This window comes from Phycisphaeraceae bacterium (assembly GCA_019636675.1).
GTDB lineage: Bacteria > Planctomycetota > Phycisphaerae > Phycisphaerales > UBA1924 > JAHBXC01.
The window spans coordinates 180,636-192,511 of the sequence record JAHBXC010000001.1; the positions used below are offsets into that span (position 1 = coordinate 180,636).

At 68.9% G+C, this 11,876-nt stretch carries 11 protein-coding genes; 3 read left to right on the forward strand and 8 right to left on the reverse strand.

Translation table 11 applies throughout. The annotated features are described in order from the left end of the window. Positions 1-56 precede the first annotated feature (56 nt). The gene (locus tag KF684_00795; GenBank protein ID MBX3351442.1) at positions 57-1,307 is read left to right on the forward strand and encodes a pyridoxal phosphate-dependent aminotransferase; all 1,251 of its coding nucleotides are present in this window, start codon (positions 57-59) and stop codon (positions 1,305-1,307) included. Positions 1,308-1,316: 9 nt separating this feature from the next. Here KF684_00795 and KF684_00800 read toward each other — a convergent pair whose 3' ends face one another. From KF684_00800 to KF684_00810, 3 genes are read right to left on the reverse strand one after another with little or no spacing between them, the layout of a single operon-like run. Further along, positions 1,317-1,841 (reverse strand): hypothetical protein, encoded by a 525-nt coding sequence (locus tag KF684_00800; protein ID MBX3351443.1) that lies wholly within the window; start codon positions 1,839-1,841, stop codon positions 1,317-1,319. Then, positions 1,834-2,394, reverse strand: a complete 561-nt coding sequence (locus tag KF684_00805) for a sigma-70 family RNA polymerase sigma factor (protein MBX3351444.1) — start codon at positions 2,392-2,394, stop codon at positions 1,834-1,836. Before KF684_00805 ends, KF684_00800 begins: the two co-directional genes overlap by 8 nt. Before the next feature lie 19 nt (positions 2,395-2,413). Next, positions 2,414-3,391: a hypothetical protein gene (locus KF684_00810; protein ID MBX3351445.1), complete on the reverse strand. Its 978-nt coding sequence runs from the start codon at positions 3,389-3,391 to the stop codon at positions 2,414-2,416. Between the two features lie 226 nt (positions 3,392-3,617). Here KF684_00810 and prfB point away from each other — a divergent pair, with 226 nt between their 5' ends. Then, positions 3,618-4,670, forward strand: coding sequence for a peptide chain release factor 2 (gene prfB / locus KF684_00815; GenBank protein MBX3351446.1), 1,053 nt, complete (start codon positions 3,618-3,620; stop codon positions 4,668-4,670). A 4-nt stretch (positions 4,671-4,674) separates the two neighbouring features. Here the strand turns inward: prfB and KF684_00820 are convergent, their stop codons facing one another. Further along, complete coding sequence (locus KF684_00820) at positions 4,675-6,126, reverse strand: DUF839 domain-containing protein (GenBank protein ID MBX3351447.1); 1,452 nt, start codon at positions 6,124-6,126, stop codon at positions 4,675-4,677. Between the two features lie 118 nt (positions 6,127-6,244). On the opposite strand from KF684_00820, the gene ffh reads away from it, so the two are divergent. Beyond that, the gene (ffh, locus tag KF684_00825; protein MBX3351448.1) at positions 6,245-7,771 is read left to right on the forward strand and encodes a signal recognition particle protein; all 1,527 of its coding nucleotides are present in this window, start codon (positions 6,245-6,247) and stop codon (positions 7,769-7,771) included. A gap of 10 nt (positions 7,772-7,781) precedes the next feature. On the opposite strand, the gene KF684_00830 is transcribed toward ffh, so the two are convergent. The 4 genes from KF684_00830 to KF684_00845 all read right to left on the reverse strand — a co-directional run bounded on the left by KF684_00830 (position 7,782) and on the right by KF684_00845 (position 11,744). Continuing rightward, positions 7,782-9,152 (reverse strand): AI-2E family transporter, encoded by a 1,371-nt coding sequence (locus KF684_00830; GenBank protein MBX3351449.1) that lies wholly within the window; start codon positions 9,150-9,152, stop codon positions 7,782-7,784. 33 nt (positions 9,153-9,185) lie between these two features. Next, positions 9,186-9,584, reverse strand: coding sequence for a hypothetical protein (locus tag KF684_00835; protein ID MBX3351450.1), 399 nt, complete (start codon positions 9,582-9,584; stop codon positions 9,186-9,188). 109 nt (positions 9,585-9,693) lie between these two features. Then, positions 9,694-10,359 carry a DNA-3-methyladenine glycosylase gene (locus KF684_00840; GenBank protein MBX3351451.1) on the reverse strand — a complete coding sequence of 222 codons (666 nt, stop codon included), beginning with the start codon at positions 10,357-10,359 and terminating at the stop codon, positions 9,694-9,696. Then, entirely contained in the window at positions 10,356-11,744 is a 1,389-nt protein-coding gene (locus KF684_00845; protein ID MBX3351452.1) for an amidohydrolase family protein, read from the reverse strand. Before KF684_00845 ends, KF684_00840 begins: the two co-directional genes overlap by 4 nt. Between the last annotated feature and the right edge of the window lie 132 nt (positions 11,745-11,876).

Consider the following 11,876-nt stretch of genomic DNA (forward strand, 5'->3'; position numbering starts at 1 on the left):
TCCTGCCTTCGGCTCGGCGTGCTCCCTCACCCCCTTCTGCCCGATACCCTTCCGCCATGAGCATCTCGCATCGCGTGTCGTCGCTTGCCCCTTCCGCCACGGTCGCGGTGATGAACCGCGCCAAGGACATGCAGGCGCAGGGCATCGATGTCCTCTCCTTCGCCGCCGGCGAGCCGGACTTCGACACGCCGCAGAAGGCCAAGCAGGCCGCGATCGACGCGCTGCTCAAGGGGCAGACCAAGTACATGCCCACCGCCGGCGATAAGGAGACGCGCAGCGTCATCGCCGACAAACTCACGCGCGAGAACAGGATCGTCGGCGTGACCCCCGACCACGTCGTGATCGGCGCAGGGGGCAAGCACTCGCTCTTCTGCCTCTTCCACTCGCTCTTCGACAACGCCTGCCCCGGCGAGACCCAGCACGAGGCCGTGCTGCCCGTCCCGGCCTGGGTGTCGTACAAGCCCCAGATCGAACTGGCCGGCGGTCGCGTGGTCGAGGTCGAGACGACCCCGGCCAGCGGGTTCAAGATGTCGCCGGCGCAGCTCAAGGAAGCCATCACCGAGCGCACCCGCGCCATCGTCATCAACTCGCCCAGCAACCCCACCGGCGTGATGTACACCCCCGACGAGCTCCGCGCGCTCGCCGGCGTCATCGAGGACGCCATCAAGAAGACCGCGCCGGGCCTGGTCGTCATCACCGACGAGATCTACGAGAAGATCACCTTCGGGCGCGTCCCCCACTTCTCGCTCGGCTCGCTCCCGGGCATCGCCGAGCGCGTCGTCACCATCAACGGCATGAGCAAGGCCTACGCCATGACCGGCTGGCGCATCGGCTACATGGCCAGCAGCGGCGGCTTCGGCCTGAAACTCGCCAAGGCCGTCACCACCCTGCAGGGCCAGATGTCCACCAACATCACCTCGTTCACCTACCCCGCGATCCGCGCCGCGATCCGCGACTGCGCCGACGACGTCGAGCAGATGCGACAGGCCTTCCAGCGCCGCGGCGCCCTGATCTCTTCCCTGCTACGCAAGCTCCCCGGCGTCAACTTCCCAGAGCCCGACGGCGCGTTCTATGTCTTCCCCGACATCAGCGAGCACTTCGGCAAGCGCAGCGCGACCGGGCGAGAGATCCGCTCCGCCAACGACTTCTGCGAGGCGCTCCTCGAAGACGCACGCGTCGCGCTCGTCCCGGGAGAAGACTTCGGGGGCTGCGGCGCCCAGTGCGTCCGCATCTCTTTCGCCTGCGCCGACAAGCAGATCGAGCAGGGCGTCGCGCGCATCGGCGAGTTCCTCGCCAACCTCAAGTGAGCGAACCGGTCACATCCCCCCGCCGATCTCCCCTCGCTCGCGAGCGATCTCCTCGTCCGTGACCGCCGCCGTCAGCCACACGCGCCCCCCAGCGCGCACGAGCCCGGTGGGACGCCCGATTGAATCGAGCAGGTCGAGGAGTTCGGTGTCGTTGACGAGGATCGTGGCGAGGTCGACCCGCGTCGTCGCGTAGACCGACGCGAGGGCCGCGCCGTCCGGCGCGCCGCGGATCACCTCGATCATCGGCGCGTCGTTCGTTCGGACGATCTCGATGAGCGACGGCGCGGCTTCGGGCGGCGGGGCAACTACCACGGTTCCCTCGGGAGAAGGCGCCGCCAGGGGCGTGGAACGCACCGACAGCGTCGCCACAAGAACACCCGTGGCCAGAAGGGCGAACGCGAACGCCGCTGTTGCTGCCCGCTTGCGCGCCGCCCGGCGGCGCACGCTGCGCCGGAGCTCGCCCGTCAGGGAGGGCAGCATCGCCTCGGCGCGACGGCGTGCGTCATGGGAAAGCCCGTCGAAGCGTTCAGTCACGGAACACCTCCTGCGCGCGTTCGCGGATCACCCGGAGCGCTCGCGTCATCCTGCCGTCGGCGGCGCCGTGCTTCACGCCCATCGCCGCCCCGATCTGCTGCAGCGTCATCGCCGCCCGGAACCGCAGCCCGAGCATCGCGCGCGTGTCCCGGTCCAGTTGCTCGAGTTCCTTCGCGATCCATGCCAGTCTCTCCTGCGCTTCTCCGACCGAGCCCTCACCCAGAGCGTCCGTGTGCCCGTTCCGCGACGCGAGTTCGCGCGTGCGTCGTCGCTTCTCGCGCCGGGCGTGGTCTTTCGCCACCGAGAGCACCGCGAGCCGCAACCATGCGTCGAGGTGTCCCTCAGACTCGCACGAAGGGGGCGATCGCACGAACCGAACCCACGCGTCCTGCACGATGTCGAGGCAGGTCGGCTCGTCGAGGCGCGTGACGCGCCGGGCGAGCGCGAGCGTGAAGGGGAACCGGGCGCGGTACACGCGCGCGAACGCCTCGCCGTCGCCGGTGGCGAGGGAGGCGAGGTCGGACGCGTCCAGACTGTGCGGAGTCTGCGCCACGGCGTCTGTGCCCCGACGATCACGAACCCGGGGTCTGGCGACGAAGTTCTTCCAGACGGCGCTTCAGGTCGTCGCGATACTGGATGGCGCGAGCCAGTTCGTCGTCGATCTCCGCGAGGGCCGCCTTCGCCCTCGCCACGATCACCTCGCGTTCCGCGATCGCGTGCTCGGACTCCTCGAGATCGCGGGCGCCCTTCGCGGCGGCCATCGCGGCCCTCAACTCGGCGTTGCGCACCGAGGATGCGCCTTGCATCTTCGTTATCCGAGTCTCGGTCGCGCGGATCTGCTGCTCGAGATGGTCCGGGGTCTGGAGGTTGCTGGGGGACTGCAGGGCGGCTTCGAGAATGCTCTCGATAAAGTTGATCTGCTCGCCCGTGGCTCGCACCATCAGCACGCCGGTTGGTTCGTGGTACTTGATGACGGGTTTGATGGAATAGGTCTCCATCCCGATCTGGATCGCCGCGAGCGCGCCGCTGATCGTCTGCGTGTTCCCGTCGAGCCAGTTCTTCAGGTTCCACGCCTTCGCCGGAGCGTTGGAGGGCAGCCGCGGCTCACGCGGGTTCGCGTCGTTCTCGCGTTCGTGTCGGGCCCGGTCACCCAATCGCACCGCGGTCGCGGGCGCCGAGTCGTCGCCCATGCCGACCTTCACCACCCGGAGAGCGTTCGGGTCTTCAAGGAGGTTGCGGGCGATCTCCAGGGCCGCTGCCGGGGTCACCCCGAAGGCTTCAAACGCGGGGATCTTCCACGACGCCGCGTCGGGCTCCAGAAGCACATTGGCGCGGGGCTGCGCTTCCTTGATCGTGCGCACCAGGTCGGCCATCGTGCCGCCCTTGAACTTCAGGTCGATCCAGGGCGACTGTGTGGGGCGTGGTGTCTCTCGATCTTGCTGAGCGGCCCGCTGCTGAGGTGCGCCGGGCGAGGCATTCGTCTGCCCCGCCGCCTGCCAACCCATCGCCGCCATCGCCAGCGCGATCAGCAGTCTCGTTCCAGTTCGCATGTCGTGCTCCTTTCGGATAGGTCTCCCGGGACGCCGGCGCGTCCCGTTCCCCCTTCAACGCCGCCGGGGGCGGGCTTTCGCGCAGTGTCGCAAAAAATCCGCGGCTTGTCCCCGCCCCCGGGCCCGATACCATCGCCCATGCACTTCGACGCCCACCAGCCAGTCATCGATGATCTCGAGGCGCGGATCTTAACGATCCGCGACTCTCTTTAACTACGACGCCAAGCTGGAGCGCCTCCGCGCGCTCGAAGAGCAGATGGGCGCCACGGACTTCTGGGAGAACGCCGACAAGGCCCACAAGATCGTCGGCGAGATGAAGCTTCTCAAGGCTCAGATCGGCCCCCTCATCGAGGCGCAGGCCGACTTCGACGACGCCGTCGTGGGCTACCAGCTCTCGCGCGAGGCCGGCGACAAGGACATGCTCGCCGAGGCCGACGAGACCCTCTTCCAACTCCAGTCGCGCATGCACCGCATCGAGCAGCAGTCCCTGCTCTCGGGCAAGCACGACCACCGCAACGCCTTCTTCACCATCTCCGCCGGCGACGGCGGCACCGAGGCCAACGACTGGGCCGAGATGCTCTTTCGGATGTACCTCAAGTTCTTCGACCGCCACCCCGAGTGGAAGATCGAAGAACTCTCCCTCCAGCACGGCATGGAGGTCGGGCTCGACTCCGTCACCCTGCGCGTCTCCGGGCCCTTCGCCTACGGCTACCTCTGCTGCGAGCGCGGCACGCACCGGCTCGCGCGCGTCAGCCCCTTCAACGCCCAGGGCAAGCGCCAGACCTCCTTCGCGACGGTCGATGTCACGCCCGAGTTTGAAGAGGCCAAGCTCGACATCCCCGCCGGCGACCTCGAGATCACCTACTTCGCGCGCTCGTCGGGCCCGGGCGGGCAGAACGTCAACAAGGTCGCGTCGGCCTGCCGCGTGGTGCACAAGCCCACCGGGCTGATGGTCGTGTCGAGCACCTATCGCGACCAGCCGCAGAACAAGAACCAGGCGATGTCGATCCTGATGTCGAAGCTCGAGGAGATCGAGCGCGAGCGCCGCGAGAAAGAGATCCACGAGGCCAAGGGCGGCTCGGTCGATCGCGGCTGGGGCACGCAGATCCGCTCGTATGTCCTCTACGACAACCGCGTGAAGGACCATCGAACCGGGCACGAGACGGGCAACCCCCAGACCGTGCTCGACGGGCACCTCGACGACTTCATCGACGCCGAACTCCAGCGCAAGCGCAAAGAACAGGGCGAAGCCGCCAAAGCCGCTGCCGCCGGCGGTTGACGCTTCACGCCCGCCAAGGCCCCTGCACCGCCAGCGTCAGCCCGAGGTCCTGGATGTTCACGAACATCGTCGACCCGTCGGGGCTGAAGCACGCGCCGGCGAACTCGCTCGACCCCATCGCGACCCGCGCGATCTTGTAGAGCTCTCCGCCGGGCGTGACGCCCACGAGGAAGTTCTCGCGGCTGTTGTCCGTGCACAGGATCAGATCCCCGTTGGGCGCGGCGCACACATTGTCGGGCATGTCCACCACCGACGCGTCGTTTGGTTCGACAAAGAGCTCGAGACGACCGGGGAACTTCTTCTCGTCGGCGCGTCCTTCGAAGCGGCTGGGCACATAGCGCCACACCTGCCCACGCTTCGCGCGTCCGCCGTTGGTGCAGACGATGTACGCCGAGTCGTGGCCCCAGTACATGCCCTCGCCGCGTGCGAACCGGGCGGCGCCGGCCTCGAACCCGCGGTAACGCAGGTCGTTGTTCGGCGAGTCGATATCGTCCACATCGATCCAGTCGACCTCGAGGATCTCGCCCGAGCGGACCTCTCGGCGCGCGTCGCCAGACGGGCCGCGGCTCCACTCCGGCTCGCCCGTCCAGTTGCGTGTGTCGAGCGACGGCTCACCGCGGACGACCAGCGCCTGCAACGACCCGCCCAGGTCCATTCGCCCCTTCACCTTCGGGATGAAGCGGTAGATCAGCCCGTCGTTGAGGTCCTCGGTCTGATAGACGATGCTCGTGGCCGGGTCGACGCACACCGCTTCGTGCTGGAAGCGGCCCATCGCCAGCAGCGGCCTGGGCTCGACGAGCCGCGGCTCGGCGCTCGCAGGGATCTCGAAGTTGTAGCCGTGGTGTCTCTCGAACCCGCGCGCCGGGTCCGCGCGCTGCTGGGTCTCCTCGCACGAGATCCACGAACCCCAGGGCGTTCGCCCTCCGGCGCAGTTGATCGAAGTCCCGGCCAGCGACAGGAACTGGCGCTCCACGCGGTTGCGCCGGGTGTCGTACACAAAGGTCGTCACGCCACCCAGCGGCGGACGCCCGCCCCCCAGGTCGTACACCAGGTCCCGATCGATGCTCTTGAGCAGCTCGAAGTTCGGGCCGAACGCGCCCATCAGCGGCGGGTGACGATGACGCGACATGTTCCCGATCTCGTGGTTGCGCACGACGATGGTCGTGCCATCGGGCCCGGGGAAGGCGTCCATCCCGTCGGGTCTCCCAGGGACGAGCAGCCCATCGTCCATCACCTGGCCCATCCGTGAGATGACCCGGTATTCGAAGCCGTCGGGAAGATCGAGCAGCCCGTGCGGATCGGCGCGAAGCGGGCCGAACCCGACCCGCGGGTTCAGACTCAGCCCGCCGGACGCCAAGGCCGCCCGCTCCAGGAGTCGGGGGAGGCCGGCGAAGCCCAGCGAGAGCGCGCCCGCGGTGAACAGGAAGTGGCGTCGCGAAACGGGGCTCGGCGTCATCACCCCAAGGGTACAACCCGAACGAGTCGCCGGGAGGGGGCGTCGTCGCCTGAACAGAACCTTTGCAGGATTCCGCGCTCGGTTTGCTTCGCGCCCCGGCCCCCCGAACAATCCGGCTATGTTCGAACGGCTCAGCGAAGGATTCGGCAACGCGCTCCGCAAGCTCTCCGGCAAGGGGACCCTGACGGAAGGGAATGTCCGCGAGGCGATCGGCGAGGTCCGCACCGCCCTCCTCGAGGCGGATGTGCACTTCGATGTCGTCAAGGAGTTCTGCGACGAGACCCTGCGCGAGGCGCTGGGGCGCGAGGTCACCAAGAGTCTTCGCCCGGGCGAGGAGATGATCGGCGTCGTCCACGACCGGCTCGTCGCGCTCATGACGCCCCCCGCAGGCGCCGAGCCGGGCCTGCCCAAGGTCGCACCGCCCCCCACCGTCGTGATGCTCTGCGGCCTGCAGGGCTCGGGCAAGACGACGACATGCGGCAAGCTCGCGGCGTACCTCAAGAAGCGCGGGCGCTCCTGCATGGTCGCCGCCGCCGACCTGCAGCGCCCCGCCGCCGTCGAGCAGTTGCAGACCGTGGTCGAGCAGGTGCGCGACGACGCCCCGGGCGGCGCGCGAGTGCTGTTCTACGGCGAACCGGACAAGTGCGCCGAGTACGGGCGCGCCGTGGGCGTCGCGGTCGATGTTTGCCGACGCGCGCTCGCCGATGCGAAGCGCGAGGGCGTCGACGTCCTGATCCTCGACACGGCCGGTCGTCTGCACGTCAACGACGACCTGATGAAGGAGCTGCAGCAGGTCCGCCACGCGACCATGCCCCACCAGATCCTGCTGATCGTCGACGCGATGACCGGCCAGGACGCGGTCAACAGCGCCAAGGCGTTCCACGAGCGCCTCGAGGTCGACGGCGTGATCCTCACCAAGTTCGACAGCGACACCCGCGGCGGGGCGGCCCTCAGCGTCCGGCGCGTCACGGGCGCGCCCATCAAGTTCCTGGGCGTGGGCGAGAAACTCGACGCGCTCGAGGAGTTCCACGCCGAGCGCGTCGCAGGGCGCATCCTCGGCATGGGCGATGTCGTGTCTCTGGTCGAGAAGGCCCGCGAGCAGGTCAGCGACGAAGAGGCCGAGGCGCTGGCCGAGCGGATGGCCGAGGGTCAGTTCACGATGGACGACTTCCTCAAGCAGATGCGCGCGATCCGTCGCATGGGCCCGATGAAGCAGCTGCTGGGCCTGATCCCCGGCGTCGGCGCGGCGCTCAAGGACGCGCAGATCGACGAGAAGCAGTTCAACCGCGTCGAGGGCATGATCAACTCGATGACGCCCCAGGAGCGGCGCAAGGTGTCGCTCATCAACAACTCGCGCCGCAAACGCATCGCCGCCGGCGCGTCGGTCGAGCAGAAGGATGTCAGCCAGCTCACCAAGCAGTTCGAGATGATCAGCGCGATGAGCAAGCAGATGGCCGGCATGGGGCTCATGGGCAAGGCCGGCGCGCTCAAGGACATGAGCATGGCGGACCCGAGCACGCTGATGAACATGCCGGGCATGGGCGGGCTGCCCAAGAACCTGACGAAGGGCCTTCCGGGCTTCGGCGCCAAGGGCAACACCCAGACTCAGAGCCCGAAGGCGAAGTACAAGAAGCGGAAGCGCTGAACGTGTGCGCCTAGGGCTGCGGGTCGTCCCCTAGCGGCAGAGGGTCCGCCACCCGCCCCTCGACCCAGTCCTTGTATCGCGGGAAGATCACATCGGTGATGAGGATCTTCACGCACGCCGCGATCGGGATCGCGATCAGCACGCCGTAGACACCGGCCATCGCGCCGGCGCCGAGCACCGCGAACAGGATCACGGGCGTCGACAGCCCGACGTTCTTGCCCTGGATCTTCGGCGTCAGCACGTAATCGTCGAGCGACTGGAACGCGAAGTAGACCGCGGTCGGGGCGAGCACGATCCACCACCACGGGTGCGGGTCGGTCGCGCCCGCCTGGTCGATCGCCATCGCGAGCATGGTCGCGGGCCAGCCGATCAGGGGCAGGTACGGGACCGCCGAGAGCACGCCCACCAGCGGGCCGAAGATCAGGGGCGCCGGCACCCCGATCGCCCAGTACGCGATCGTGTAGCAGACCGACAGGATCAGCGCGATCGTGAACCGCCCTCGGATGAAGGCCGCGATCGCCCGGTCCATCTTCCCGATGATCTCGAGCGTGTTCGCGCGCTTCTTCTCGGGGATCAGCTGCGCGCCGAACTGCTTGACCTGCCCGAACCCCACTGACCAGAAGAAGAAGAAAAAGGGCGTCAGGAACAGATACTTGAAAACGAACCCGGCGAGGGCCGCGAGGAGCGACCAGCCGAGTGTGAGCGCGCCGCCCGCGCCCTGCACCACGCGATCGGCGCTGATGGTCGACACGTTCTCGCGGATCCACTGGCGCGCGACCGACGCGTAGCGCTGCACCAGCGAGGCGGGCGGCTCCGCATCGGATTCGGGCTCTTTCGCATCGCTCTTGGTCTCGGTGTCGCCACCCGCCTCGGTGGGAACGGGCTTCGGCTGCTCGTCGTCCGAATCCCCGGCCTTCTTCTCATCGCCCGGCTGGATGTCGGTGATCTTGCCGTCTTCGAAGACGACCTTGACCGAGTCTCGCTCGAGGTAGGTCAGCAGCTTCTCGATCTGGTCGACGAACCGCGTCAGGTCCCGGTCCAGACCCGTGACGAAACGCACGCCCTGGATGGCGCCCACGCCCACGCCACCCGCTACCGGCACGACGATCACCATGCCGATCACCACGATCGCCGCGGCCGCGGCGAACACGCGGCTCGTCCGCTTCGCCAGCCACGCGATCGGGGGCTCGAGCAGGTACGCCAGCAGCAACCCCAGCAGCAGCGGGATCGTGACAACGCTCATCCGATAGCCCAGCTGCACGACCCCGATGATCGCAAGCACGACGGCTACATCCCGGACGGCCTGGATCTGCCAGAGGTGCAGACGGGCCATCGCCGGCGTGTCGGGACTTGGTTTGGGCTTGTCGGGTCGCGACTGCATCGGCCCGGAAGATAGCAGGAACCCGTACGAGCGTCACGCAGGCATCGCGGCCCCGAAGGCGTCCCGGAAGTCGTAGACCCCTCGGAAATCCTCGATGGTGTCCTCGTCGGTCTTGCGCAACAGGCCTGCCTCGACCAGCGCAAAGACGATCCGCCCGAAGTCCTCGGTCCCCGTGACGCCCCACTTGGCCAGCACCACCCCGGCGAGCCGCCCGTACTGGCTCAGCGCCAGATCGCGGAGCCCCACGCACAGCTGACGCCCCGAGACGTGCCGGGAGTCGTCCTCCGCAGCAAAGAGCTCCTCGGCGCCCGCCTCGCCGTGAATCATCCTGATCGTGTGCTGAAGCCCTTCCTGAACGAACAGGAACGCTTCGGGCGAGAAGCCCGTGCGCTGACAGACGACGCTGAGATCGAGTACGGACGAATCGAGCACGACGGATGCTCCTGCCCTGTCGCCACCGAACGCGGCGGCGCATCTCCCACCATGGGATGCTAGGCCGGCGTCGGTCCCCGTGCATATCGGCGCGACGGGCTCCCCGGGTTCACAAGCCAGCAGCCCGCACGCCCCGGGTCGGCCCCGGCCGGCTCACGAACCTGCTTCCACGGAGCGAAAACCTCAGGGGCGCAGAAGCCCATTCCGGCCCCGCCGACGCGACGCCGACCCTCGCCGAGCGGTCGAAGCCCGCGTTCAAGGCCGCCTCGAGCCGCGTCGGGTCCAGCTCCAGAAACAGGACCGATGACGTCAGGAGATCCACGCCGTCGAGAGCGCGATCGATCACCATCGCCGCGCAGAGCTTCGCCGGGCCCGAGCAGAGGTCGGTGTCACGCAGCACCGCTTTGGTGGAGGACGCTCGCCGGTTGGTGCGCATCGTTTCCAGACCCTCGACGGGCTCGACCGCTCGCAGCAGCACCGCCGTCCCCTCGTCCGCTGCGCCGCAGACGATGTTCATGCAATGGTGCATGCCGTAGGTGAAGTAGACATACGACGTGCCCGCGATGGCGTACATCGACCCGTTGCGCGCCGTCCGACGCCCTCCGAAGGTGTGCGACGCGCGGTCGTGGGCGCCCAGGTACGCCTCGGTCTCGACGACGACGCCGGCCAGGCGCTCGCCGGTCGGCAGGACGCGTACGAGCGTGGCGCCAAGCAGTCGCTGCGCGCACGCAGCCGCGTCGACCGCGAGCCACTCACGTAGGGGTCTCCCGATCACGCGAACAGAGCCCCGTCCGCCTGAAGCGCCGACTTGTCGGAGAGCGCGAGCATCGTCGGTCGCGCCGCAGAAGTGAACGCGGCGCGCAGTGCCCCGGCGCGGGCCGCGCCCTCGCCGACCTCGACGCCGATGACGCCCATCACCGGGCCGGGCGCCAGCGAGAAGAGGTCTTCTCGGAGCGACAGCGCCCTCGCAGGGTTGACCGTGATCGTGCGCAGCAGGAGCGTGAGGTCGTCAGCGATGTCCTCGCGGAACATGCCCGAGTTCACGAGCGCACGGGCGTCGTCGAGGGGCGAGATGCGGTCGGCGCTCTCGTCGGGCAGGTTTATGACCGAGTCCGTCGAGACGCACGCGTTGACCCCGGCACGCAGCATGTCGCGAAGGCGGTGCTCGCCGAGTGTGCGCGGATGCCCGAAGTAGCGGTGGCCCCTCGCGCAGAACGCGACGCTCGCGCCCAGATGGGCGAGCGTCGCGATGTCCTCGTCGCTCGTGTCGTTCAGGTGCGCCAGCAGCCAGCGCCCGTCGCCCGCGACGCGCGAGAACGCCGCGACCGGGCTGAGCGATTCGCCCGGCGCGACGGCGCACGCGTCGCTCCAGGGGCCGAGTCTTTCGAGGAACGACCGCATCGGGCCCGTCGAGTGCGCCACGAACTCACGCTCCTCGATCGATTCGGCCAGGTGCGTCGAGAGCGCCGCGCCGCTCGATCGCGCGAGGCGCGACGCCTCGGCGAACACCCGCGCCCCGGCCGAGTACAGCGCGTGCGGCTGCAGGCCGAACCGCACCCCGCGCCGGTCGGTCGCGCCACCCGCCTCCTCCAGCGCCAGCGCGTCTCGCATCGTCTCGATCGCCGCGTCCTGGCGCTCGGCCAGCCCGAAGAACTCGACGAACGACGCCCCGGTCAGCGGCGAGGCCCGGAGCTCGTCCAGCGGCTCTCGACGCCCGATCCCGGCGATGTCCCCCACCGCCGCGACGCCGCCTCCCAAGGACTTCTCGATGCCCAGCCGGGTGCTCGATCGGATGTCCGACTCGTCCCGGGCCCGCTCGCGCAGCACCATGCCGACCCACGTCGCGAACCCGTCGGTCGGGTCGTACCGGCGCGGCCCGATGTGCGTGAGGTCGAGGTGGGTGTGGGCGTTGGCCAGCGCCGGCAGGAGCACCACCCCGGGCAGATCAACCCGGCGCGCGTCGGGATCGCCCAGACTGCCAGGGCGCCCGACCGCGAGCACCCGCACGACCCCACGCTCATCGCGCTCGAGGAGGACCTCCGCCCCGGCGTCGGGCCCCTCGCCCCGGGCGTCAGCGACGCCGGCGCATCGCACCAGCGCTCGTTCCCCCCGGCGAGGGGTAAGCGTGTTCCAGGGCGCCAGCGCGTCGGGTTCTTTCATGGGCTGGGGGACCTCGGGCCGATGTCGCCGGGAGCGCCGAGTTCGGCGCGGTTCGCGCGCGAGCGGCCAGTCCGCCGCGCCTAGGCCGCGCCTCTCGGCGTCCGACACGGTATCCTCCGGAACGCGCCCTCG